Annotated in this window: 19 protein-coding genes, 1 tRNA gene and 1 pseudogene; 8 read left to right on the forward strand and 13 right to left on the reverse strand. The window is 60.6% G+C overall.

The window, feature by feature from the left end; translation table 11 throughout:
• Positions 1-356 precede the first annotated feature (356 nt).
• The 3 genes from ACVWYP_RS37405 (at position 357) to ACVWYP_RS37415 (ending at position 4,534) form a co-directional block, all read left to right on the forward strand.
• Positions 357-623, forward strand: a complete 267-nt coding sequence (locus ACVWYP_RS37405) for an HGGxSTG domain-containing protein (protein WP_028343328.1) — start codon at positions 357-359, stop codon at positions 621-623.
• A gap of 191 nt (positions 624-814) precedes the next feature.
• On the forward strand, positions 815-1,933 hold the full coding sequence (locus tag ACVWYP_RS37410) for a glycoside hydrolase family protein (protein WP_304496847.1): 1,119 nt from the start codon (positions 815-817) through the stop codon (positions 1,931-1,933).
• Between the two features lie 291 nt (positions 1,934-2,224).
• Positions 2,225-4,534 carry a tetratricopeptide repeat protein gene (locus tag ACVWYP_RS37415; RefSeq protein ID WP_304496848.1) on the forward strand — a complete coding sequence of 770 codons (2,310 nt, stop codon included), beginning with the start codon at positions 2,225-2,227 and terminating at the stop codon, positions 4,532-4,534.
• A 457-nt stretch (positions 4,535-4,991) separates the two neighbouring features.
• On the opposite strand, the gene ACVWYP_RS37420 is transcribed toward ACVWYP_RS37415, so the two are convergent.
• Genes ACVWYP_RS37420 through ACVWYP_RS37430 form a run of 3 tightly spaced genes read right to left on the reverse strand, consistent with a single transcriptional unit; the run spans position 4,992 to position 7,068 of the window.
• On the reverse strand, positions 4,992-5,693 hold the full coding sequence (locus ACVWYP_RS37420; RefSeq protein ID WP_304496849.1) for a helix-turn-helix transcriptional regulator: 702 nt from the start codon (positions 5,691-5,693) through the stop codon (positions 4,992-4,994).
• 44 nt (positions 5,694-5,737) lie between these two features.
• Positions 5,738-6,670 (reverse strand): NAD(P)-dependent alcohol dehydrogenase, encoded by a 933-nt coding sequence (locus ACVWYP_RS37425; RefSeq protein ID WP_304496850.1) that lies wholly within the window; start codon positions 6,668-6,670, stop codon positions 5,738-5,740.
• Between the two features lie 20 nt (positions 6,671-6,690).
• Positions 6,691-7,068 (reverse strand): nuclear transport factor 2 family protein, encoded by a 378-nt coding sequence (locus tag ACVWYP_RS37430; RefSeq protein ID WP_304496851.1) that lies wholly within the window; start codon positions 7,066-7,068, stop codon positions 6,691-6,693.
• 174 nt (positions 7,069-7,242) lie between these two features.
• On the opposite strand from ACVWYP_RS37430, the gene fabF reads away from it, so the two are divergent.
• Positions 7,243-8,505 carry a beta-ketoacyl-ACP synthase II gene (fabF, locus tag ACVWYP_RS37435; RefSeq protein ID WP_304496852.1) on the forward strand — a complete coding sequence of 421 codons (1,263 nt, stop codon included), beginning with the start codon at positions 7,243-7,245 and terminating at the stop codon, positions 8,503-8,505.
• 87 nt (positions 8,506-8,592) lie between these two features.
• On the opposite strand, the gene ACVWYP_RS37440 is transcribed toward fabF, so the two are convergent.
• From ACVWYP_RS37440 to ACVWYP_RS37450, 3 genes are all read right to left on the reverse strand, one after another.
• Entirely contained in the window at positions 8,593-9,822 is a 1,230-nt protein-coding gene (locus tag ACVWYP_RS37440; protein WP_453945886.1) for a radical SAM protein, read from the reverse strand.
• A 78-nt stretch (positions 9,823-9,900) separates the two neighbouring features.
• Entirely contained in the window at positions 9,901-10,275 is a 375-nt protein-coding gene (locus tag ACVWYP_RS37445; protein WP_304496854.1) for a hypothetical protein, read from the reverse strand.
• Positions 10,276-10,914: 639 nt separating this feature from the next.
• A complete protein-coding gene (locus tag ACVWYP_RS37450; protein ID WP_028343337.1) occupies positions 10,915-11,487 on the reverse strand; it encodes a hypothetical protein in 573 nt (190 codons plus the stop codon).
• A gap of 190 nt (positions 11,488-11,677) precedes the next feature.
• Between ACVWYP_RS37450 and ACVWYP_RS37455 the strand changes: the two genes are divergently transcribed.
• Complete coding sequence (locus ACVWYP_RS37455; RefSeq protein WP_304496855.1) at positions 11,678-14,542, forward strand: penicillin-binding protein 1A; 2,865 nt, start codon at positions 11,678-11,680, stop codon at positions 14,540-14,542.
• Positions 14,539-15,561 carry a hypothetical protein gene (locus ACVWYP_RS37460; RefSeq protein ID WP_245288845.1) on the forward strand — a complete coding sequence of 341 codons (1,023 nt, stop codon included), beginning with the start codon at positions 14,539-14,541 and terminating at the stop codon, positions 15,559-15,561. Before ACVWYP_RS37455 ends, ACVWYP_RS37460 begins: the two co-directional genes overlap by 4 nt.
• A 209-nt stretch (positions 15,562-15,770) precedes the next feature.
• Here the strand turns inward: ACVWYP_RS37460 and ACVWYP_RS37465 are convergent.
• Positions 15,771-15,842: transfer RNA gene (locus ACVWYP_RS37465), tRNA-Glu, on the reverse strand.
• Between the two features lie 118 nt (positions 15,843-15,960).
• Between ACVWYP_RS37465 and ACVWYP_RS37470 the strand changes: the two genes are divergently transcribed.
• Both ACVWYP_RS37470 and ACVWYP_RS37475 read left to right on the forward strand, forming a co-directional pair.
• Positions 15,961-17,337 carry a site-specific integrase gene (locus tag ACVWYP_RS37470; RefSeq protein ID WP_018273347.1) on the forward strand — a complete coding sequence of 459 codons (1,377 nt, stop codon included), beginning with the start codon at positions 15,961-15,963 and terminating at the stop codon, positions 17,335-17,337.
• Positions 17,338-17,611: 274 nt separating this feature from the next.
• Complete coding sequence (locus tag ACVWYP_RS37475) at positions 17,612-18,958, forward strand: IS5 family transposase (protein ID WP_026191834.1); 1,347 nt, start codon at positions 17,612-17,614, stop codon at positions 18,956-18,958.
• A gap of 82 nt (positions 18,959-19,040) precedes the next feature.
• Here the strand turns inward: ACVWYP_RS37475 and ACVWYP_RS37480 are convergent, their stop codons facing one another.
• The 6 genes and pseudogenes from ACVWYP_RS37480 to ACVWYP_RS37505 form a co-directional block, all read right to left on the reverse strand.
• Positions 19,041-19,280 carry an excisionase family DNA-binding protein gene (locus ACVWYP_RS37480; RefSeq protein ID WP_035632478.1) on the reverse strand — a complete coding sequence of 80 codons (240 nt, stop codon included), beginning with the start codon at positions 19,278-19,280 and terminating at the stop codon, positions 19,041-19,043.
• A gap of 679 nt (positions 19,281-19,959) precedes the next feature.
• Complete coding sequence (locus ACVWYP_RS37485) at positions 19,960-20,094, reverse strand: hypothetical protein (protein WP_256438780.1); 135 nt, start codon at positions 20,092-20,094, stop codon at positions 19,960-19,962.
• A gap of 704 nt (positions 20,095-20,798) precedes the next feature.
• Positions 20,799-21,478: pseudogene (locus tag ACVWYP_RS37490) on the reverse strand (response regulator transcription factor).
• Complete coding sequence (locus ACVWYP_RS37495) at positions 21,475-24,138, reverse strand: PAS domain S-box protein (RefSeq protein WP_018273349.1); 2,664 nt, start codon at positions 24,136-24,138, stop codon at positions 21,475-21,477. The pseudogene ACVWYP_RS37490 and the gene ACVWYP_RS37495 overlap by 4 nt, the downstream one beginning before the upstream one ends.
• Before the next feature lie 119 nt (positions 24,139-24,257).
• A complete protein-coding gene (locus tag ACVWYP_RS37500) occupies positions 24,258-24,704 on the reverse strand; it encodes a hypothetical protein (RefSeq protein ID WP_016848243.1) in 447 nt (148 codons plus the stop codon).
• A gap of 30 nt (positions 24,705-24,734) precedes the next feature.
• Entirely contained in the window at positions 24,735-25,115 is a 381-nt protein-coding gene (locus ACVWYP_RS37505) for an antibiotic biosynthesis monooxygenase family protein (RefSeq protein ID WP_016848244.1), read from the reverse strand.
• Positions 25,116-25,168 lie beyond the last annotated feature (53 nt).

Consider the following 25,168-nt stretch of genomic DNA (forward strand, 5'->3'; position numbering starts at 1 on the left):
CCGCGCTATCAACCTAGCGCCCGCTCCGGCGCCGGGCAGCTGGAATTCCGGGTCATGGTAAATCTACGGGACCGTCCATCCGGGCTAGCCCCTGTAAGCTGCCGGCGCCGATCCTGTGGGCTCTTTGCATCCGACTGAGGAAGTACCCCTCTCTTGCCAATTGCCGGCCTGTTCGGCTTGTCACCGCGCAGAATGTGAAGGTGGAGGGCGGCGGCAACGCCATCGTCGGCACACGTCACGCAGCAAGCGAGCGTGAACGTCTCGGACCAAGAGCTGGTATCCGCGGCGCGGGCACCGAAGGCCGCGGGCGCGCCGCGACGGCGGAATTCCGCCGATGCCAGGCGGGACGCACAGGCATGAGCGATCACGTCAAGAATACCGGCCCGATGCTGGGGATTCCACGTTGCGGCGCCAAGACCCGCTGCGGCGGTTCATGCCGCGCGCCGGCGGTGCGCGGCAAGACGCGCTGCCGCATGCACGGCGGCGCAAGGGAATCCGGCGCGCCAAAGGCAAACCGGAACGCGCGCAAGCACGGCCTGTTCACGAGGGAAGCGATCGCCGAGCGACGGCAGATTCGGGCGTTGCTGCGTGACGCACGAAAGCTGCTGGATCGAATGAAGTGATGCTGCTTACCCGCCCGGCTTTGTGCAGCTTGCGGCGCGATCAAGTGAGACATCCCTCATATGTGTATGCGGATTTCAATCCGAGGCCCGCGCTATTTTCAGAAACAAATTTCCGGCGGAAATGGCCGCCCGAGTGTGTCATCACAGCGGAATTGTTTGCTCGATAGACGGCACGACCCAGGATAAATTTCATGATTGTGCGGGGACTTCTTTTTGTCATCCTCAGCATTTTTCCGGACGGCGCAATTGCCAGAAGCTGGTTTCTCAATGGCCTCGGGAGCAGCGGCATTTATCACATCTGGGAGTTCGGCGACGACGGCCTGGTGTCGAGCCTGACGCCGGCGCTGTCGCCGCCTGATGGCGTTCTTCATTTGGCGTGGCCATCCGCGATCGCGCCGGATGCACATACGCGGCGTCTTTATGCGTCGGCGTATACGACGGGCTGGTTTCAGGTGCGGCTCTGGACATCAACGAATGGCGGCGCCTGGATTCCGCAAGGAATCGCCTTCCAGGCTGGCGCGTCCGAGCCTGGCGGGATCGGCCCCGCGCAGGTGGTGTATGAGCCCGGAGCATCCGAACCATACATGATCTATTACCTCGACCGCGCGTCGAAGCAGATCAAGCTGGCCACCAGCGTCGACGGCATGACGTTCACGCGCCATGGCGCCGTGATCACCCCCTCACTGCCGGAGGAGGCGTCCGGGCTGTCGATCAGCTACGCCTGCCGGCGCGCGAACGGCGAATATGTCATCTTCTATCACGGCTACTACAACAACACGCAGAATGCCGTTGCGCTGGTTGCCACGGCAGATAGCCCGCACGGCCCGTTCACGAAGAAGACCATCATCGCGCGGCCCGATGGTTTTGCATCGACGCTTTCCGCCCACCGTCTCAATGCAACCGCCACCGCTGATGTCGCGGTGCCGCTGGGGATTCCCCTGCTGGTCGGCGGCGGCACGGCAAGACAGGAGGCAAACGTCGCAATCAAGCAGGACGAGACGACGATCTGGTTCGAGCGGCCATTCGTGTTCGATCACGTTTCGGATCGCCTGGTTTCGGTCTCGCGAAACAAGGTGGAGCTGTCCTACGCCCAGGAGCAGCCGGACGGCAGCTGGCGCGGAATCTTCTCGCTCTACAATCCAGACCCTGACGTCGCTTCAGAATATACGACGGAGGGCAGCGCCCGATCCCTGACCGCGCCATGGTCGTATGCGAGGACCGGGTTTCGTTTCAAGCCATGGTATCGCGGCGGAGAAAATTCGACGGAGAACCCGACGCCGCTTCTCAGCAACGACGCGTGTTCAAGCTAGAATGGCGGGCGTCTCTTGAACGCCGGCTTTAGTGCTCCAGACGACGCCCCCGCTTCCGGCGTGACCGTCCACGATTCGGCAGCGGCTGACGAGGCAGCCGCAGGGCTGACCGAGGACCATCCGCTTCAGCTCGACCATTCGCGGAGCTGTTCCTGGAGGCCGTTGCGCAATCGAGGGCGATCTGCCAATTTCAACCTTTAATAGACGGGCGATCCATATTGCGGGCACAGGATGCGACATGTCTGCCGGCGTGAGGCCAAGACCCGGACACGGAGCGCGTGAAGACGTCTGATGCCCGAAACAGGTGAATTTCAAAAATCCAGTTCGACCGACTTGCAGCGCGCCTTCGCGCAGGCTGTCGTGCTGCATCAGCGGGGTCAGTTGGCGGCAGCAGAGAAGATCTATGAAGACATGCTCCGACAGCAGCCAAACAACTTCGATGCGCTGCATCTGTTGGGCCTGATTTCCGCGCAGACCGGCCGTAGCGAGCGCGGCGTCGACCTGATCCGGCGAGCGATCAGGCTCAACGGCAACGTCGCGGACGCGCACAGCAACCTGGGCAACACGCTGCGCGCGTTGCGTCGCTTCGACGAAGCGCTCGCGAGCTTCGACAGGGCGATCGCGCTCAGGCAAGACCTTGCGCCGGCGCTCTACAATCGCGGACTTACGCTCGCGGACCTGGGGCGCCACGAGGAGGCGCTCGCAAGCTACGATCGCGTGATCGCGCTGGCGCCCAACCATGCAGATGCCCATCGAAACAGGGGCGCTGCGCTGAGAAAGCTGGAGCGGCCCGAAGAGGCCCTGGCGAGCCTGGACAAGGCGATAGCGCTCAAGCCCAACGATGCCGGTGCACACAACGATCGCGGCAACGTGCTCAACGACCTCAAGAGGTTCGATGATGCGCTCGCGAGCTACGACCGGGCCCCGGGTATCGCCGGCGCGTGCTACAACCGGGGCAACGTGCTGATCGAACTGGATCGTCTCGAAGAGGCAGTTGCAAGTTACGACAAGGCGATCGCGCTCCAGCCCGACTATGCCGAGGCCTACAACAACCGCGGCTCGGCGCTGTTCAGGCTCAGGCATCATGACGCGGCGCTCGCCAGCATCGACAAGGCGATCCAGCACAAGGGCGACGATGCGGCTGCCCACGCCAACCGCGGCAAGGTTCTATCCATTCTGGCGCGCTACCCCGAGGCACTCGCCGCCTATGACAAGGCCGTCGCGCTCAAACCGGGCCAGGCCGATATCGAAGGCTATCGTCTGCACGCCAAATCCCACATTTGCGACTGGGCCGGCTTTGACGCCGGGTGCGACCGACTTATCGAGTTGATCAGGACCCGGAACGCGACGACGCCGCCATTTCTGTTTTGTAGCGTTCCCTCATCGACCGCCGACCAACTGCTATGCGCCACGCGATGGACCGCGAAGAATCATCCGCCATCTGCAAGCCAGCGCTGGCGGGGCGAGCGCTACGATCACGATCGAATTCGCATCGGCTATTTCTCGTCGGATTTTTGCAACCACGCGACATCGCTCTTGATGGCAGGGATGTTCGAGTGCCACGACCGGTCGAAATTCGAGACGGTGGCAATCTCATGGTCGCCCAACGACCCCTCGGAGATGCGTCGACGGCTGGAGGCGTCGTTCTATCGATTTGTCGAGGTCCGGGACATCAACGACGATGCGGTCGCCGACCTGATCAGACAATTGGAAATCGACATCCTGGTTGATTTGAAAGGCTTTACCGCGGGATCCCGCACCAGAGTCCTTGGCCGCCGGCCTGCACCCATCCAGGTCAATTATCTGGGCTATCCGGGAACACTCGGTGCCCCGTTCATCGACTACATCATCGCCGATCGTACCGTGATCCCGGATCACCATCGCGAATTCTACAGCGAAAAGGTGGTCGCCCTGCCCAACAGCTATCAGGCCAACGACGACAAACGCGTCATTGCCGATCGCGTGTTTGCGCGCGGCGACGTCGGGCTGGCACCGACGGGCTTCGTGTTCTGCTGCTTCAACAACAACTACAAGATCACGCCTGACATGTTCGATCGGTGGACGCGGATTCTCGGCCGTGTCGAGGACAGCATGTTGTGGCTCCTCGAAGCCAACGCCGACTCTGCCGCAAATTTGCGAAACGAGGCGGTCGCGCGTGGCGTGGCTGCGGAGCGCCTTGTGTTCGCGCCGCGTATGTCGTTACCTGACCATCTCGCACGTCATCGCCTCGCCGGCCTGTTCCTCGACAGCACTCCCTACAACGCCCACACGACCGCCAGCGATGCGCTATGGGCCGGCCTGCCGGTGCTGACCATTCTCGGCGACACGTTTGCCAGTCGGGTCGCGGCGAGCTTGCTCCATGCGATCGGCCTGCCCGAGCTCATTGCGGAATCGCCGGACGCTTATGAGCGCATGGCGGTCGATCTGGCGACCCATCCCGAGAAGCTCGCGGCGCTCAAAGCCAGGCTGGCGGCCAATCGGCTAACGGCACCGCTGTTCGACACCAAACGTTTCACCCGACATATCGAGGCCGCCTACACCGCGATGTATGAGCGTCACCAGGCGGGCATTGCGCCGGACCATATCGTCGTCCCGGCGTGATCGTTGCTGCCTATCTGCAGTCGCTCATCCGCGTAGTCGAGGTCGAAGACACCGCGATCCGGATCAAGGGGAGCAGGAATGGGCTCGAAAAGCCGGTATTGGCGACGCGAAAGGGCCGTTCGCGTTCGCGGCCAATGCAAGAAGCACAGCGCTCTTGGCATTCTCGGTCGCCATTCCAGCCAGCCGGTTTGAGATTGTTCGTCCAACCGTCGAGGCGGCCCTGGTCGAATGCCGTGACGAGCTTCTTTCCCGCGTTACTCGATCGCGCGACGAAGGGAGCGTTTACGGTGACAGTGCGCTAGAGCATTTTCGGTTCTGATTGAATCAGAACCGAAGCTCTAGATTCTTGTTTTGACGCGTTTTCTTCACGCGAACCGGTGTCCACTTCGCTCGAAAACGCTCTAAATCGCCAACGAGGTTAAGTACACGGCCGCTGCAATTGTCCCTGAAGGCGCCCCTATGATCGATTGCCCGACGCATTCTGCTCGTCAGCTTGCGCCCGCCATTGCTTGACGAGATCGCGTCTGCGACCGGGATAGCGCTCCTTCAACGGCTTGATGCGCGCGATCCGGTCTGCGCGGAAGGTGCGGAAATCCTTTCGCAGCTCACACCAGCCCGCGATGATCCGCCGGGCCTCGAAAAAGCCGAGCATAATTGGCCAGATGACGCGCGCAGTCTCCGCTCCCTTCGGGTCGCGATAGACGATGCGGAGCTTATGCTGCTCGCGCATCGCCTGGCGGAGCATCTGAAGATCCACGGACGCAGTCCCGGGCGCCCTGCGGCTGACGTGAAAGCTCCTGTCGTCCACCCTGTCGCGCAGTTCGGCAGGAAGTACCGCGCCGATCTTGGAAAGCGCATTGTGTGCTGCGAATGCCAACCCCTCGTCCGTTTGCCGTTGCACCCATTGTACGCCCAGTGCAACCGCCTGAATCTCTTCTTCGGAGAACATCAGCGGAGGCAGGAGAAAGCCGGGACGCAAGACGTATCCGACGCCCGGCTCTCCTTCGATCTCCGCCCCCAGCGCCTGCAAGGCGGCAATGTCGCGATAGATCGTCCGCAACGAAACACCGGCCTCGTGCGCAAGGTCCATACCCGATACCGGACGCGAATGACGCCGGAGCACCTGCATGAGATCGAAGAGCCGTTCACTTTTGGACATGGAAGCAGTCTAGCACGCTCATGCCAGGAATTGGCAGTAGCCTGTCAGCCGACTGCGACGAGCCCTTTCCCGCCAATCTTCCGGCCTTTTTCGAGGGTCGTAATCAGCGTGATCGCACCGCCGAGCGGCACGGTCTCGGCAATCGGCAGCCTTAACTTCCCTTCTCCGGCTGCATCGGCAATCCCATCGAGAATGTCCGCGCGTGGCGTACACACGATAGGCTTCAGTCGCCGGTTAAAGGCCGATCGGAGAAACTTCATCGGGGTCGGGTCGATGTCCGCGAAGACGCCGTTCCTGCCCGCGAGGCGCAGACCGACCGCGGTCGGCATGATGGCCGCGGTGTCATAGACGACGTCGAACCGATCACGGAGCGTCGACAGTTCAGTCTTGCGATAATCAAACACCTTCTGGAGGCCGAGATCACGAGCCCTTTGCATGGCTCCCGCGCTGCAACTGCCTGCAACAGTAGCGCCAAGCATCCTTGCAATCTGCACCGCGGCCTCGCCAACCGCGCCGGTACAGCCATTGATGAACACCGACTGGCCGCGCTTGAGGCCCGCCTTGTCTACCAGACCATTCCAGGCCGTGACGCCCGGCGTCCCGAGGCAAGCCGCGTCCGCGAAGGACACGGATTCGGGCTTCTTCGCGAGAAAGCTCTCGCTGGTGACGACCCCTTCGCCAAGCGCGCCACTCTCCTTGAGCCGCGCGAGACCAAAAACGGCATCACCCGGTTTGAAGCGGGTCACCCCGCTACCAACCGAAACCACGATCCCGGAGAAGTCACTGCCCATGGCGCGTGGAAAGACCTTGCCCGTTATCATCTTCAGATAGCCGTTGCGTACCTTCCAATCGATGGGATTGATTGCGGCGAAGTTGACCTTCACCGCGACCTCGCCCCTACCCGGGGACTGGGGCGCGACATCCTCGAGCTTCATGGTCTCGGGGCCGCCATATGCGTAGTATTGAATGCGCCTCACGATACGCTCCGTCGACAAGGTCAGTGGGGCTGGACCGTCGCCGCGTAAGCAGCGAACGGTGTCGCATCATAAATCACGCGCGTGGAAGCGATCTTGCCGTTCTCGACCGTGAGGTGCTCGGCCACGATGGCATTCGCCACGGGATGCGTATCCGCGTCATAAACGATCACAGCCTCCGCATCGTCGCCGAAAGCGGCGAGAAGCGTCAGCTTCTTGATCATTCGCGAAAACCCTTCATGAAAGCCGCGAAACGCCGCGCTCCCGTTGAGTTCTCCGCGCGGCGAGTTGCAAACGATGTCGTCGGCGGAGATGGAGACGATCTTGTCCGCATCCCTGCTGGCCATTGCATCGAAGTAGGTGTGGGCTACAGCCAGCGCCTTGCCGTTACGTTCAGTCATCACGTATTCCTTTCCCTGAGGTGATGGACTGAAGCTAACGCGTACCACTGACAGATTTTGTCAGCATGATATAAAACCATGAAATCGCTTATTTTTGTGCCCAATTGCCAATAAATTACGATCATCATATATAGAAGGAGGACCGGCCATGTCGGCAAGAGCGACAGGAGAACCATGCGTCGAATTGTTGTGACGGGCCTCGGGACAGTGTCCCCGCTGGGCTGTGGCACCGAACTGGTGTGGTCGAGGCTGCTTGCGGGGCATTCCGGGCTCACGGCATTGCCGGAGTGGGCGGCCGCGCTACCGGCGCGCGTCGCAGGACAGGTTCCTGACAAGAGCGACGATGCCGAGGGCGGCTTCGATCCCGATTCCGCAGCCCCGCGCAAGGACCAGAAGAAGATGGATCGGTTCATCCTGTTCGCGCTGCTCGCAGCGACTGAGGCCGTGGCGCAGGCCGGCTGGATGCCGACCGAGGCACTCGCGCAGGAGCGAACCGCCACCGTGATCGCATCCGGGATCGGCGGATTTCCGGCGATCGCAGACGCCGTGCGCACGGCGGAAAAGAGCGGCCTGCGCCGGCTGTCGCCGTTCACCATTCCCTCCTTCCTGGCAAATCTCGCCGCCGGGCACATCACGATTCGATACGGCTACAAGGGTCCGATCGGCGCGCCGGTGACCGCCTGCGCCGCGAGCGTGCAAGCGATCGGCGATGGCGCGCGCCTGATCAGGTCCGGCGAAGCCGACATTGCGATCTGCGGCGGCGCGGAGGCCTGCATCGATCCCGTGAGCATTGGCGGCTTTGCGGCCGCGCGGGCGCTTTCGACGTCCTTCAACGACACGCCGGCGCGCGCGTCGCGGCCGTTCGACCGCGACCGGGACGGCTTCGTCATGGGCGAAGGCGCGGGCGTCCTCGTCATCGAGGAACTCGAACACGCGCTTCGGCGCGGCGCGAAGCCGATCGCCGAGCTCATCGGCTACGGCACGACGGCCGACGCCTATCACATCACCGCGGGCCCCGAGGATGGCGACGGCGCCCGGCGCGCGATGGAGGCGGCGCTCCGGCAGGCCGGCTTGCGGCCCGACGAGGTCCAGCATCTCAACGCGCATTCGACATCGACCCCGGTCGGCGATCTCTCCGAGCTCGAGGCCATCAAGCGCGTGTTCGGGCGCGAGGGAAAAGTTGCCGTCAGCGCGACCAAGTCGGCGACAGGACATCTGCTCGGCGCCGCCGGCGGCATTGAGGCGATCTTCACCATCCTGGCGCTGCGCGACCAGGTCGCGCCGCCGACGCTCAATCTGGACAACGCCGATTCCGCAGCACAGGGCATTGACCTCCTCGCGAACGTCGCGCGGCGGATGGCCATCGAACACGCGATCTCGAACGGCTTCGGATTTGGCGGCGTCAACGCCAGCCTGGTGTTTCGACGGTGGTCTTGAGGCGGTCGGGCCTTGCTCGCAATGGAAAGATGCCCGGCGTGTCGGGTCATCAGATGAAAAGCGGAGCTACCGATCGATTCAAATTGCCTAACCGCCCGCCGCTGCGTTGCGCACGCCAATTCGTTCCCCGTCCTGCTTGCGGACGTAGAGATGACGTTCCAGCACGGATTGCATATTCTCGAACATCGAATAGAGATCGTCGCAATAAACCGACGGATTGTCGAAACCGTTCTTCCTGGAGAAGCGGTGCGGAAGATAGCCTCCGCCGCAGGCGTTCATGAACTTGCACTGCCGACATTTCTCGCAAAGATTGACTGACGCATCGCGTGCGGCTTTCCAGCGCGGCTCGGTCCTGACGTCGTCGATCGCGTGATCGAAGATGTTGAACCTCGTGTTGGTGAAGCCGTCACCCGCAATTCGCAACACGTCGTGGGCCTCCACCGTGCCGTCAGTCATGACCGTGCAAAGCTCGACCGGCTTGTGGCCCACACCTTCAGTCGGCGCGTTGTTGCCGATCAGGGCAGCGACCATGTCGGAAATGATGCGAACATTCGATGTCGGCGTCGTGCGATTGGCTTCCAGCCACAGGTCGAAAAGACCGTTATAGAACGGGGCAATAGACGACGGCTTCTCGTCCACCGTCGCGTCAGGAATCATGATGTCGTAGTTGGAGATGCCACACGCGGCGAAAAAATCCGCATACTCCTGCGGCGCGTAGGCCGGGTTGCAAACCGCGAGGGCGATCACGCCGATGTCGCGCGAGACCAGCATGCGGGCGGCACGTTCCACCGCGGCATGGGTGCCGGTACCTTGAAACGTCTTGCGATGAGCGTCGTGAATATGTGCCGGCCCATCGATGCTGATCGCCACCGAAATATTGCGGGCCTCGAAGCAGTCGAGCCATTCATCATCGATCAGGACGCCATTGGTGGTCACCGCGATGGGGATCTCACAGCCGGTCCGGGATGAAACGCCCTGGCAGGCCTCGGCAAAACGGTGAAAATTATCGACGCCCCAAAGCAACGGCTCACCGCCGTGCAGGATCACGGGAAAGTCGACGAGGGAGTATCTGGCGACGTGCTGCTCGAGGCGCAGCAACAGCTGCTGCAGCACCTCCGCACTCATCAGCTTGGGCTTGTCATAGACGGCCGCATCGCGAAACCAGTAGCAATAGGAGCAATCGATGTTGCACCTCGCCGCTACCTTGACCAGCAACTGCGTGATCGGCTGCTCCTGGAACGCGACGGAATTTGAAGCGTCAACCGACATGCGGATACCAGCAAGCTGCGATCGGGCTAGATCATGATGCGTTTCCACGGAATCGCATCATGATCTCATCTGTTTGTTGAGCATGATCTTTTCGGAAAACCGGTTTCCACTTTTCCGGATCATGCTCTAGTAGCCCCTGACGAAGCCACCTCGTCGGAACGCGCCTGCTCCGGGATAATATCCGCCGGCCCTGCGAAATGCGCCGGCGCCCGGATAGTATCCACCACCCCTACGAAAGCCGCCCGCATAGGGCCCCCTGGCAAAGGCCCCGCGCCTGAAATAGACCTGAGTTGCCTGGGGCTGTTCGGAAACCACCCCCAGCTGCAATACGTCCTGAGGGCTCTGTTCTTGCGGGCTCTGTTCCTGAGCGCTCTGTTCCTGAAGGCTCTGCTCGCGCACACCACTCAGCAATGCGTCGATACCCTGATGATCGCTTTCGATTGTCGCACCCGGCCCGTGCAGTTGCAGCAGGCTCGCCAAGACCGTCAGCGTAATCGCCATCGTCGAGCTCCTTTTCGCGATATCACAATCGAACGAAATGTCGGCGCGTGCCTTACGCCGGTCGAGCAACTGAAAGTATAGCAGCGGATTTGCAGCGGAGTCTAGGTATCGCGTCTGATGCTGCGCCGCTCAATTCGCGAGGGGCGAACGACCAAGGCACGCTCTCGCGCGTGCCAGCTTTCACGCATCGGGCCCGATCCGGATCGACCGGGCGGTACTCGCGCGATCCCGTTCCGAAAGTCCTGCTTCCGAAAGACTTGCGCAATCGCTGATGAGTTCGATCGCGGCCAACGCCCCGCAATCCGAAGCGGGAGCCGCAGGCATGCGCTCGCAATGGCCGCTTTTGCGTGCCGAAGCGGGTCAGTTCCGGGTTTGCAGACGAGGGCTCAAATGGCGCTCCCTAGGGATGGGGCAGAAATGAGTGATTTCAGTGGGTTAAAGAAAAGTTTGGGCAGCAACTGCCTTATTGCTTTTCAAAGCGCTTCAGAACGGCTGCCCAAACGTACCCTATAGGCGATGAAAGCCGCGCCTCGCCGCCAATGCCGCAAACTCAACGGCGACGGCAGTTGAGCACCTCGCCGCGCCTCATGGCGTCCAGGCCCCGTCGTTACGACTGCAAATCACTTCAAGCGGAAAACTTCACTCATCCAATTTCTTGCTCAGTTCAGCATCGAGCTTGTTCCGGTCGACAGACTGAAAGAACGTGATGGGTCTGCATTTTCCTTCGAAATCCGCGAGGACGACGGCTGTCCACGGACTCGTGGTCTCGCCCGAACCGTCGCGGGTGTCCGGCATGACCTTGCGAGCAGCGATCACATACCAAGCGCGACCAGCCGTTGCCGCCTTCGCAGCCGCAGCGAACTCATCTAATATTCCACGCAGATTTTTGCGCATTTCTTCTTCAGTGTCACCGCGGAGGTATTTTCGAGCTGACTTTCCCGCCTCCCCGTACTCATGATGAATGTTCAACTGCAGTCGGGCATCGTCCACTTCGATCTTGGTCACCCGTGCCACCGCTCCGCCTTCGCGAAGATAGTCTCGCACCCGGACGTCGCAGGCAAAAAATCTGTCCGTGGGAGCGGCGCTGGCAGCAGGGGAGACCGCGGCAAGAGCCCGGGTGCTCCTTTTTCTAGAAGCAGCATCCGCAGGCATCGCGGCGATGGCGGCGCTGATGAGCGCCACGGCAAGCACGACTGGAAGAGGGGCATTCATGGGTGCGCTGCCAATACGGACTTTTTAAAACGCGCTGGCCGCAGCGTTGGTTCCGCGGCGCGGCCGGTCGGAGCAGTGCTGAGGGCCCGGAGAAGCGGGCGGCGGCGCCTCGGGAACTTTTTCCTCAATACAGGCTTATTCAATATTGTTCGGGACCTTACGGGGGCGGCTTTTCGACCGTCGGCAGGTCATGGACTCGATTCTCATCAAGATCTTCGCCACGGCGCTTGCCTTCAGCCAGGTCACTACCCGGCCGGATGGGGTCAAGACGGAGTTCGATGCGGTGCGCGACCGCGTCGAGGTGGCGCAGCTTTTGAGTGCCGGCTGCGTCCACATGCGAAAGGCTTTCGACATCGAGGACATCAACCTGGACGATCTGATTGCCACTGCCATGGATGACAAGGAAGCGTTGAGCAGCGAGATCAGGGCACTCAAAGGACTGAATCTGGCCGACCTCCACGTAGCCTACAGGCAGTTCTGCAAGGTCGAAAAAGTTGAAGGCTCTCCGGTCGATCTCGGTCAGGTCATCGCTTTCTACAACAGCGCGGTCAAGGATCTGCCCGACGCCGTGCAGCTTAAAGACCTCAGGCTTCCTGTCACCAGCGTCATCCTCGACAACAAGAGCCAGCCCCTTGCCGAGATTTACGCGCCGAACAATCGCCGCATCTGGGTCAAGCTTGCGGATATCCCAGAAGCGGTGCGCAACGCTTTCATCGCCGCCGAGGACAAGCGCTTCTTCCAACACACCGGCATTGACGAGCGCGGACTGGTCCGCGCCTTCATCGGCAACTTCACGCAGCCGGGCCGGCCGCAGGGCGGCTCGACCATTACGCAGCAGGTCGCGAAGAACCTGCTGGTGGGCAACGACATCACCTACGAAAGAAAACTGCGCGAAATGATCGTTGCTTCGCGCATCGAGCGCGCCCTGACCAAGGCAGAGATCCTCGAGCTCTATCTCAACTCGATTTATCTCGGTCGCGGAGCCTGGGGCATCGAGATGGCGGCGCGCAGCTATTTCGGCAAACCAGCCAAGGCGCTCTCCGCAGTCGAGGGCGCCCTGCTCGCCGGGCTCGCCAAGGGACCGAATTACTTCAATCCCGACCACCACCCTGAGCGCGCGCGCGAGCGCCTTGCCTATGTGCTGAGCCGCATGCAGGACGACGCCATGATCGACGCCGCCGCGGCGCAAGTAGTATTGCCGCAGTTCGTGGAGTACCGGCCGACGCGACGGGACTTCGGCTTTCACTTCGTCGATCACATCGGCCGCGAGGCAAAGATGGTCGCGGGCCTCGATACTCTCACCAATTCCTCCTACACGGTGCGCTCGACCGTCAACTCGGCCTTGCAGCGCGTAGTCGAAGCGACATTGCAGGAGGGCCTCGCGCGGTACGAGCTGAACACCGGTCGTTACAAATTTGAGGGACCCGAAGCGAATATTTCCGATGCTGTCCGTCTGATTGCGGCAGACCCGAGGGCCACCGAACCGGCTTGGCGCGTGGCGTTGAAGACGACGCGGCTACCTCTCTATGACGTTCACTGGGAAGCGGCGGTCATCCTGGAGAATACGCGTGGCAAGCGCGGCCATGCGATCAACGTCGGTCTGACTGACGGAAGCATCCTGCCGCTGAACACCTGGAGCAACGCGATCCGGCGCGGTCTCAAGCCGTACGACGTGGTCTACGTACAGGTGCGCGAAGCCAAGGGTAAGCAAGCGGCGCTTGCCGATCTGCGCATTCGACCGACCGTGCAGGGAGCGGCGCTCGTACTCGGGAACGAAAGCGGCCGCATTCTCGCGATGGCGGGCGGCTTTTCGTATCCGGCAAGCCAGCTCAACCGCGTCGTCCAGAGCCTGCGGCAGCCCGGCTCCACCTTGAAGCCGCTGACCTACCTCGCCGCCCTTCGCAAGGGATTGCAGCCCAACACGCTGGTGATGGACGAACCCATTACGCTGGCGCCGATCGGGGCGACGGTTCACGCGCGCCAGCGCGATTTCTGGTCGCCGAAGAACTACGACGGCGGCGCTATGGGCCCCATTACACTGCGGCATGCGCTGGAAAACTCTCGGAATCTTGCCACCGTGCAACTGCTCGCGACCGGTCTCGACGACAGCGCCGAGCGAGGCCTCGACCGGGTCTGTGATGTCGCGATGGAAGCGCAACTCTACAAAGAATGCACGCGCCACTATCCGTTCGTGCTCGGTGCCCAAGCAGTGCGGCTCATCGATCTTGCGGCGTTCTATGCAGCGATCGCCAACGAAGGCGCACGACCCCAGCCCCATGCGATCGAAACGATCGAACAGGACGGTCGCCCAGTCTACCAGCACGATCCGCATGCGGTCTCCTGGATCGGCCCCGCCGACCGCGCATCGTTTTACCAGCTGAAGTCAATGCTGCAGGGCGTGCTCGCGCGCGGAACCGCGCGCGTGGTAAAACATCTCTCGCCCTATGTCGGCGGCAAGACTGGTACCACTGATAATTCGGCAGATGCCTGGTTCGTCGGTTTCACAAATGACGTCACCATCGCCATCTGGGTCGGCTACGACAACGGCGACGGCGGGCGCCGCACGCTTGGGCCCGGCCAGACCGGAGCGAAAGTAGCGCTGCCGATGTTCGAGCCGATCGTGCAGGCAGCCTGGGAGCTGCACGCTCCGAGGACGGTGTTGAACGGCCCTTCGCGCGAAGCCATGCATCAGCTCGTTGCTCTGTCGATCGATCCTTATACGGGCGATCCGGCATCGGCCGGCTCCGGGCGCGCTTTCACCGAGTACTTGAAGAGGGATCCATCGGGCAGAATCAATGATTCGCGATTTCGGATTGTCTCGCGTGCAGAACGCTACGCCTATCGTGGCGGTCAGGACGAAAACGACGGGCCATTCCAGCAGTGGTCCCACGATAACCGCCTTTACGGCGATAACCGGCCGCCATTTCCATTCCCGACCTGGCGTCTTGGTCCGCGCGAATATCCCTCCTCGCGCGGATATCCCGATGACGAGGACCGCCTCCCGCGACCGCCGCTTCGAGTCGATCCCGATTATTTCTGGCGGCGGCTGAATTGAGCATTGACGCCATGAGACTCTACCGTGCCGCTGCCCTCATCGCCGCCTGCGTGGCCGCCTGCACGGGCGCGGAAGCGCAGGAATTCCAGTTGGAGGACGTGCCCGGAGCCGCCAGCGTTCCGATCACGCAGATCAAACCGCTCACGGTCATCTTCGCCGACCAACGCAACGACAAGCTCGCCGATTCCTCGACCGGGCTCATTCCTTTCGACGATTGGGCCCGCTCACGTCCGGTTCAGCGGCGCTTCCTCTCGCTCTTCCCGACCTTCGTTGAGCCCACGCTCAACCAACAAGCGAAGCTAAAGCTCTCGGTCTACCAGGCGGAGGCGCGGTTTCGACTTCCAAGATCGGCAGCGGCAATGGATCTGTCGCGGTATGCGAGTGTCGCGTTCCTCGAGCAGATCGATCCGGCAGTCAAGCACCGGCCGATCACGGCGGGCGATGCTGTTCCCAACAAGGACGCGGGCGCCGCGCACAACCGTCCGCCGAATCGCCGCTGGTGCGAGGACGCGAAGGCGATCTGCGTGCAGTCCCGCTACATGTTCGAAGGGAAAATTCCGTCGGGCATTCAGCTCGCCAACAAGCTGCGCGAGGAGAGCAAAAAGCCCATTCCGGATTTCATCGAGTTCCAGAGTGAGATCATGTTGGTCACGCAGCCGCTCCTTGCCGAGCTGCCGAGCCTGACAGGGCTCGATTCCACAGTCACCAGTGCGCTCGAGCAGAACATCTTTTGGGTCAACCAGGTCATCCAGTTCGGCAAGCTGCTCGCGGTTCTGCAACAGCATCCGACCGAGCGGGAAGCCGCCATCGCAACGGTCTATATCCTGATTGCGGTCAGGAACGACGTGCTGAACAAGCAAAGGGAATACAGCAATACACCCATTCTGCGGAACCTCGTGCCCGCGCAACTGCTGATGGGCAAGAGCTCCTTCAACAGCGGCGATTCGCTCAGCGCCGGCCTGCCGAAATACGCCAGAAGCCGCATCAAGGCGATCGCCGACATGATGGAGCGGGAATGAGCAAATCGTGTGTGGCGACGAATGGACGCCGGTAGATGGACAAGTCGCGTTGCAGTCGACAGGCGTCTAAGAAACCCCGAAGAACTGGCAAACAGTCACCGAGCCGGAGTAAGACTGCTGCCCACCACCGCTTGCAAGATCAGTCGATCGACGGGTTGACACTCCCGATCGGGACTCACATCGCAAAATGTCGTGGAATATCGCGTATTTGGCGCTCCCTAGGGGAATCGAACCCCTGTTTCAGCCTTGAGAGGGCTGGAAACAGTTTCCGCCGGAGTTCGCAGTCGTTCGTCATAATATAGCCTTTTCAATAGTTTAGATAGACATCGTTCTTCGTTGTTCGGCTTTGTACGCCGATGCTTATTCGACGGATATTCGACGACTCCGGGTTCGTATGCCATGACAAAGACGCTCACTGAGGCTCAGATCACGACTGCCAAGGCGCGCTCGAAACTGGAACTTGGCGTACATTGGCGCCGCCTCGATGCCGGGGCGCATCTTGGCTATCGCAAGGGCAAGCGGAGCGGCGTTTGGTTCGTGCGCTGGCGCAATCACCATGAAGGAGCCAACTACAAGCAGGCGCCGGTCGGCATCGCCAACGACGTCAACGACAAACTTGCCGAAGGCACGCTGACTTTCGAGCAGGCGGTGACACAAGCGCGGGAACACGTCACCCGGTCCAGAACAGAAGCGGCGGCCCAAGCCGCCGGACCGGCACCCACCGTGCGGACGGCTGTAGAGACATACATCAGGGAACGTAATGCCCGTGATAGCCGACGGGCCGGTCGCGAGGTTCGATCCGATGCTGGTCACCGCTTACGGCGTTACGTTCTTGGTCAAGAGCAGCGTGGTAGCCAGGAAGCCGTTGAGGCCGCCTCTCTCGCCGCAGTCCATCTACACGCGCTACAGGAAGATGATCTTTTGACGTGGCGCGAGGGCCTTCCTGTAGAATTAAAGGCGACGACAAAACAGCGGCTCATAAACGACCTGAAGGCCGGGCTGAATGCAGCATGGCCTCGCCTGTCGGCGGAACAAAAGAAGCTGAACCCGACATTCCCTTCGATTGTGAAAGACGGGTTTAAAGCTGAGCGCATCGATGATGATGATGAGGCATCAGTCGCCCGAGATAACCAGGTCCTTACGGATGCGCAAATCGGCACCCTACTTCGAGCCGCGCGCGAGATCGACGATGAGCAGGGATTTGAAGGCGACCTACATCGCATTGTCGTGTGCCTTGCAGCCACGGGTGCGCGATTTGCGCAGGCGAGGCGGATGCGCGTCAGTGATGCACAACGGGAAGAGCAGCGCTTGATGGTACCAGGTTCCTACAAGGGACGTGGTGGCAACGGTGGCTCCGTTCCAGTTCCGGTGGGCGAAGATGTCATCGAACTCCTGTCGCCAGTCATTTTAGATCGCCCAAAAGAGGCGCCGTTGTTCGAGCGATGGAGCTACGAGCAGGAGGCCGGCAGCATCGTTTGGAGAAAGTCAGAACGCGGTCCTTGGAAGACGGCAGAACTTACTCGTCCGTGGCACGCCATCCGCGATCGCGCAGCGCTACCAGGGGCCATTCCCTATGCGTTGCGACATTCCAGCATCGTTCGCGGCTTACGAAACCGGCTCCCTATTCAACACGTTGCTAAGCTGCACAACACTTCCGTGAAAATGATCGAGCGACATTACGCGAAATATATCTCAACGGCGTTGGAAGATCTCGCGCGGGCGGCAGTTGTCCCCCTAGTACCGCGGCACGCCGAAAATTCGGTTGGGCGTGGATGATCAATGAGACGCGCTCGCCGGCGAACGCTCACTCTTAGTGGCTTCCACCACACGCCTGATAGTATCAGGCTTCAAGACTCGCGGCTTTTCGGACTGAGCCAGTGTAGTCGTCCGTGAAGATCGGCTAAGCGATTGAGGCAGAATCGCATTTGCTGGTGTGGACTGTTTTTGGATTGCAAGGTTTTGATGTTTCGAGCCTCGGAACCTTGCAATTTCATTTTCAGGATTCAGTCGAATCGCCAGTCATGATTCCGTGGTCGCGTCGGAGGTGACGATGCGACCGAAGAAGCAAAGGACGACGGGATCTGGCGATCTGTTCCGGGCCAGGCTGGACCAGATCATCAACATGAAGCACGAGCTGGTTCAGCTCGCCGGCAAGGTCGATTGGGACTGGATCGACGGCGAGATCGCGCCGCTCTACAGCGAGAACGGTCGGCCGGGGATCGCGACCCGCTTCGTGATCGGGCTGCTGCTGCTCAAGCAGATTTACGGCCTGTCCGATGAGGGGGTGTGCGAGCGCTGGGTCCACGACCCGTATTTCCAGTACTTCACCGGCGAAGAGTTCTTTCAGCACGCGTTTCCGCACGAGCGCTCGGACCTGAGCCACTGGCGCAAGCGGCTCGGCGACAAGCTGGAGCTGTTGCTGGCCGAGAGCCTGCGGGTGGCGCACGAGGCCGGCGCGTTACGCAGCCAGGACCTCAAGCGGGTCACGGTCGATACCACCGTGCAGCCGAAGGCCATCGCCTTCCCGACCGATGCCAAGCTGCTGCACGCGGCGATCAGGGGGCTCAACCGCCTGGCGAGGAAGCACGGGGTCAGGCTGCGGCAGTCCTATCTTCGCATTGCCAAGACCGCGGCCATGATGGCGGGACGCTACGCCCATGCCAAGCAATTCAAGCGGCATCAGCGGCAGTTGCGTATCCTGCGCAGCCGGCTGGGCCGGATCATCCGCGATATCCGCCGCAAGATCGAAGGTCAGGCCGTGCTCGAGAACGCGTTCGCCCTCCCGCTCGGCCGGGCCTCGCAGATCCGCTCGCAGCAGCAGCGCCAGCGCGGCTGGAAGCTCTATTCCTTCCACGCCCCGGAGGTGGAGTGCATCGGCAAGGGCAAAGCAGCCGCGCCTTACGAGTTCGGTGTCAAAGCCTCCATCGTCACCAACAACCGCCGTGCTCCCGGTGGCCTGTTCGTGCTGCACGCCAGGGCGCTGCCCGATAACCCCTACGACGGTCATACCTTGCGCGACGTCATCGACCGCACCGAGACACTCACCGGCTGCGCGATCGAGCGGGCCTATGCCGACAAGGGATATCGCGGCCACGACGCACAGAACCCGCGCCGTGTCTTCATCTCCGGCCAGAAGCGCGGGGTCTTCGGTATCATCAGGCGCGAGCTGCGCCGCCGCTCCGCCATCGAACCCATCATCGGACACCTGAAGACCGATGGTCACCTCGGCCGCTGCTACCTCAAAGGCCGCGCCGGAGACGCCGCCAACGTCATCCTCTCAGCCGTCGGCCACAACTTCCGCCGCATCCTCGCCTGGCTGAGGGGTCTTTGGCGCCTCTTCCTGGCCACCCTCATCGCAGCCATCAGCGACCGTTCACCGCTGCAATCGGCTTCTTAACGGACGACAGTGTAGGAGCCAATTCGCGATCGATACGGTAGCCGTGCCATAGTATCAGCTTCCGCACCTGCTCGCGTGGCCGTCATGAGGAGCTGCGAACCTGTCCAGTGTCGGCTGGTATCGTATCGACACCCACCAGAGCCAACAGAGATTGCACAATGACCAGACGACGGCGACCGACCGTCGTCGTGGTAACTCGACCATCCCCGATTAGTTCATAGATCTTGGTCCGCCCAAGACCTGTCGCTTCACAGGCCTCCGCGACGGTGCAGGTCAACCGCTGCGCAAACGGGAGGCGACGCAGATGGCTAGGCGCCGGCATATCTGCGACCGCACTACGTTCAACTTGGACACTGCTTTCGAAGTCCTGACCACGCCGTATCAAGATTACGTCTCCTCCATAATAGAACGAGCTAACCTGAGGCGCGCCGCATTCCACGTCAACGGAAGCAAAGGAGCAGAAGGGAGGGCATTAGCGAACGTCAGGAAGTGTCAGAAAAGACTCGGCTACGAAAGGCAACGTAGACTTTTTTCGTAACTAACATTGCAGGAATCAGTGGCGGCGACGGGTCGCATCGCCCAGTTCTTGCTTGCTCGACACGGCGTCCTTTTGCGCGACGGCGCGCAGGTGAGCGCGGGCAAAGGTACCATCGTCACTCCGCGGCTTGCGTAGGGCCGCATCGGCGAACGTGCGCAGACTTTTTGGCGTGATCGCGGGGCCGATACGCTCGATATGCGCGAGAGCGCGACCGGCGTCGCCGCTCGCCCTATCCCGTACCGCCTTTAGCTCGGCGATTCAATCCTTGAGCGACAGATCACTCACGCCATTCTCGATCCCGTCATAGAGGCGCTTCAACTTCGCTTCGGCCTCGGTCGCCCGCCGCTCCATTTCAGCGACGTGCTGACGGAGCCGCTCAAACCTACTTTCCCGATAGCTGGCGGCCCCTAGGCCTCGTCTCGGTGAACGTGTCCGACCGCCGATATCGGATCGGCGGTCGATTTCAGGAGCGAGGAATCAACGCCGAGGGCGCGAAGTGCTCGCGCGGCCACGCCATGCGACATTCCAGCGACGATTCCGGCGACATGAGCACCAGCAACGGACCATGGTTTTTCCGGATTGCGGCCAGCTCTTGCATGATCTCCCGACCAGAGGGGGCGGCATCATAGATACCGGGACTTGCCGGCATCGGCATATCGCGCGGGGCATCCGCTTTCAGACCGATTGAACGAAGGGCTTCGCCGTACTGCCGTTCGATCGCGCCCTTCAGGGCATCGGGCTCCCCCCGCCCAGGTGCCGTCCGGAAGATCGAGTGAGGCCAGCAAGAAGTGTTCGGCCCCAGGCTCCCGCTGCTGATCCTGCAAGGCGTAAGTTTCCGCCCTCTCGCAAAGAAACTTAATGGTGCCCATGTCGTTGAGCTTCGATCCGATGCCTTTGAACATGACAATCCTCTTACATAGAGCTGTTGCGTGTCGCCACGTCTGAAAGTCGTTTGTCGGCGGCCTGTTTGGTGATCCCTAAAGCTTGGGCGATCGTCGACCACGACAAACCTTGGCGTAGGGCCGAGCGGACGGCTTGGCGTTCGATCCTGTCCGCCAGTCGGCGCAAAGCTACGACACCGGCGAGCGCTTCCTCAGGGTCGGTCGGGAGAGAGGGAGGGAGATGTCGCGGCGATGTAGCCACGCGATTTCAAAAGATTCTCTGCCGCCGCACGGACTGGGGCGTGGTTGTCAACAACGGAAATCACAGGCATGGGTAAGACGAGCCTCCTGAAGGAGGAATAGCGGCTGCAAGCATTAGCCGCCTTCGGCGAAAATGGGCTCGACTGATGAAATTGTAAAATCATACTTCGGTTTGTTCAGGACGATTGGCGCGAATTCCCAACGTCCCAGTCATTCTGATCAAGTCGGCCAGCGACCGTGCACGCATCTTCCTCATTACGTGTCCCCGGTAGATCTTGACCGTAATCTCGGCGAGCCCAAGCTCGGCGGCTGCCTTGTTCATCATGCCGGTAGCGACCAGTTTCATCACCCCCTGCTCGCGCGGGGCTTGAGCTCTCAAATCGAGACTGGAGGTTCGCGACGATCTGCTGAGCCTCTCGTCTTTTGCGATCGCGTTCGGTCGCTGCAACCACGGCATCAAGCAGTTCCTGATCGCGAAACGGTTTGCTGAGAAAATCGACCGCTCCTTCCTTCATGGCCCTGACGGTCATGGGAATGTCGCCATGGCCGGTAATGAAATGATCGTAATATGTATGTTCAACCTCGCTAGCTCGGTCTGGTAGTCAAGGCCGCTCAAGCTCGGAAGCCGGACATCGAGAACTAGACAGCTAATAACGTCCGGAATTGTGCTCTGCAGCATTTCGCGCACCGATCCGAATGCAAGACGCCTAACCCTACCGATTGAAAAAGGTTCGTAAGCGAGCGACGCATGGAGATGTCATCCTCGATGATGAAGACAACCGCCTTTGTCGAGGACTCGGCATTGCTGACTTCACCCGGCGAGTCAAATCGTCCTGTCACGAGACGGCCTCCTTATGCAGCGGTAGGGCAAACTGGAAGGTCGCGCCCGGTCCATTTTTGTGGACCATTGACAGCCGTCCGCCATGAGCTTCCACGATCGACCGGCAGATCGAAAGACCCATTCCAAGGCCACTCGATTTAGTGGTGAAGAAAGGATCCAAGACGCGGTCCGCGTCGATCTCGGCGATGCCGACGCCGCAATCGGTCACTGCAAGCTGGATGTGCCCCAGATCGTCCTTTGATGATTGAATCAGCAGTTCGCGCGTCCGGTCGGTAACTGCGTCCATGGCTTCGATTCCGTTCATCACTAGGTTGATGATCACCTGTTGTAGCTGAATCCGGTCGCCGAGGATCGTAGGCAACCCTGCCGTCAACTCGGTGCGTAACGTCACTCGGTGGCTCACCAGCTCTCGTGTTACCAGCGCAATGACCTCCTTAACGAGCTCATTGATGTTGAGCGGCACCATCTCAATGTCGCCTTTCTTCGCGAGCGCGCGAATACGACGGATCACCTCGCTTGCCCGGATTGCGTCTTCGATGATCCATTCCACCGAAGAGCGCGCAGCGGAAAGATTAGGAGCTTCCCGCCCCATCCAACCGAGGCACGCATCGGCGTTGCTGATAATAGCGGCGAGTGGCTGGTTTACTTCATGGGCGATGGAAGTTGTTAGCTCTCCTAAGGTCGTTACACGCGTTACATGCGCAAGCTCCGCTTGTGCCTTTCGTAGTTCTTGTTCGGCTTGATCGGCGCGAATGGTCGCGGTGATGTCAGTGCTGACGCCCCGATAGCCGAGAAAGTTCCCCTTTCCATCGAAAAAAGGCTTGCCACTCGTGCGGACGTAGATCGGAGAACCTGTCCGATTCACGGTGCGGTAGACGAGATCCCGAAACGGAAGATGGGCCTCCAATGTCGCCCGATGCTGCCGCCGCTTCTCGGGCTCCTCTTCGACGTCGCACGCAAGGTCACAGCGAAGCAGGCCGATCAATCCTGTCGCCAAAAGTCCCGCAGCGCTGGTGTGCTCGGATAAGCGAGTGACCTGAAGATCCGGCCCAGTTTCCCAGAGCCAATCGGAAGCTGTTTCGGCGTAGTCGCGAAAGCGCTGTTCGCTTTCGCGCAGCGCGGCAAGTGTGTTTTCCAGGCGTTCCCTAGCTGCGTGTTGCCCGGTGACATCCATATGTGTTCCGATCAGCTCGCTGACTTTACCATCGCTGCCGACCACCACGTGCGCAACGGAGTGTATGCGTCGTATCCCGCCATCTGGTAGAAGGATACGAAAATCATATTCGAACCGCCCCTCCTTGTGCTCAATCGCCTGGCGCTGCACCTCCTCCAGCCGTGGCAAGTCGTCCGGATGGATGCGCGATCGGATGGTCTCGATCGATACCGGCTCTTGTGGGCGAAAGCCAAACAGACGATCGACCTCGGCGGAGCGATACACGAAATCTAGACCGTAGACGTCCCAGGACCAGCTGCCCGTGTGACTGAGATGCTGAGCTTCGGCTAGATAAGCCTCGTTGCGGCGCAGCTGTTGTTCTGCTCGCCTAGCCGCCGTAATATCCGTAGCTGCCCCAACAAACTCGATCTCACCAGAGGCTGTTCTCGTCGCTCGCGCCTGCGCATGGATGTGCTTTACCGAGCCGTCCGGTAGCAGAAGCCGGTATTCGTGCTCGAAATCGCTCGGGTCTCGCATCGCGCGATCAATAATTTCTTGAACCGAAGCCCTATCATCTGGATGAGTGCGCTCAACGACGAGCTGCGGCCCCAGCGGCACTGTCTGGCGATCTAATTGGAAAATCCGAAATGTCTCCTGTGACCAGAAGGCTTCGCCCGTAGTGGGGTTCCAGCTGAAGCTGCCTGTGTGACTCAACTCCTGCGCCTGGGCCAAATGTGCTTCGCTCCGCTGCAGGGCAAGTTCGGTCCGCCTTCGCTCCGTGATATCTTCGCAGGCGATAAGGACAATGGGCTGCTTATCCGCCCAGAGCATAGCTTTGGCGCTTTCACGTACCCACAAGACCGAGCCGTCCTTCCTGACCTTCTGGACGTCCCAAGTGCGCGTTTGTCCGACGTCCTTCAGGCACGTCCGAACGCACGCGCGATCCTCCTCGAGAAATACCTCCAGCACGGACTGACCGATCAGTTCAGCACGAGCATAGCCGAGTTGTGTCGCGCCGAATGTATTGACGTCGAGGACAGTGCCGGCTTCATCGACCATGAAGTACATGGCTGGATTGTGCTCGAAGATGGCGCGCCACCGCTTTTCGCGATCCTCCAAATCGGCCGCACTCCGCTGAAGCTTGGCCGCAATCACACGCGCAGCCTCTCTTTCCTGACGGAGCGTACCGATCAAGTGCGCTCCCACAATCGAGGCAATAAAGAATGCAACAACCACGGGCAGATCTCGGGGGGCATCGATTCGCAGGCTGAACGCCGGCGGCGCAAAGTAATAAGCGAGAGCAGCAATGGCTACGATGCAAAGCGCGGACGACGCGACGAAGCTGCCCATCAGCGAAAACAGCAAGACCACTAACAAATAGGCGAACGCCGTCGCGGCGAAATGCGCCTGAAGGTACAAGCAGGCTAGTGTTACCACGGCGAGCGTTATGCTGCCGGAGGTAAACTGAAGGGCTGAACGTTCTAAACTGCTGATTTGGCTACGCATTGTGATACGTCCGGCCTATTCTCCGGCGGGAGAGCTATAAGATTTTAGGGCGCGTACTCATAAAGCCGGGACAATACCGGGCGTCAGGTCGGTTGTCCGCGCAGTTCCGGTTCAGGTGATTAAGCGGGTTTGCGGCGCAACCATCCCTTCATTTTGAGACCGTCCCGCCCGTTGAGAGCAAGAAGTGTAATGTTTGTTGCGCCCGCGATGAGCTCGATCGCCTGCACAGCATAGAACATGGCATCGAATTCTGCCGCCTGAGCCTTCGACGCAAGGAAGAGCGCAGACGGAATAAGAATCAGGATGCCGTTTCCTGCAATGAATGGCATGCGCTTGAATTTGGCCCCGATCGGTCCGGCCCGGCGCCCCATTGCCAAGATGACACCTGTACCGCCGGTGGCAGCGAGCGCCGGAATCAGCAACAAGAAGCCCCACGGTATGGTGCTCTTAACCGCGGCAACTGTGGCATGGGACGCGAACAGCTCGCTGAGTACCGTCGATAGCCAAAATGTGCCGATCGTTGCGATAGCCAAGGCACCAGCGATAGGATGGATCAACTTGATCATGAGTATCTTCCCTTCCTAAAAACAGCAGGGCTAGGCAACGCAGATGCCGCGCACGGCAACTTTCTGGAACAGATGAGGGGAAGCTATCGCGGAGGCCGGATAGCTGGCTATTTTTGCTAGAAAGTCAGGATGGGTGAAGGCCGCGCGGAAGTGTGCGGTGGATTCCCAGACGGCGTAGTTCAGATAGGTCGAGCTGTCGCCGAGAGCTCTGTGCAGCTGAGTGGAAATGAAGCCCGGCTGTCGCTTCATGAACGCTGCGTCGTCCTGCCAGGTTTTGAGAAAAGCCGCCTCATCGGCTTTGTCGAGAGTGAATGGGTTCACCAGGACGACCGAATTTGCCTCAATAGCGATCTGGCGGTCGATCGGGAAGGAAGGGTCGAGTGCGCGTAGCAGCGACATGAGTGGCTCCATTGCTATTTAGCATGCGATACCTAATTGGTATTATGCCTACATGACAGATTGAC

The sequence above is a fragment of the Bradyrhizobium sp. USDA 3262 genome (assembly GCF_054060035.1).